Source organism: Paenibacillus sp. F024, from assembly GCF_057814255.1.
Genome location: NZ_JBVASZ010000210.1, coordinates 1 through 251 on the forward strand (window position 1 = coordinate 1; position 251 = coordinate 251).

Consider the following 251-nt stretch of genomic DNA (forward strand, 5'->3'; position numbering starts at 1 on the left):
TAGCCCAAACCAGGGGGCTTGCCCCCTGGGGTTGTGGGACGTCAATGTGGGTTGAGCAGCGTAGGTGAAGCGGTCTGGAAAGGCCGGCCAAAGAAGGTAACAGCCCTGTAGCTGAAAGGCTGCGAAAACCCTAGACGGATCCCGAGTACCGCGAGACACGTGAAACCTCGTGGGAATCCGGCAGGACCATCTGCCAAGGCTAAATACTCCCTGGTGACCGATAGTGAAGCAGTACCGTGAGGGAAAGGTGA

At 57.8% G+C, this 251-nt stretch carries 1 rRNA gene; it reads left to right on the top strand.

Going from position 1 to position 251, the window contains the following annotated elements:
- Nucleotides 1-251 (top strand): 23S ribosomal RNA (locus ACZYR9_RS27980); the annotation flags it as partial.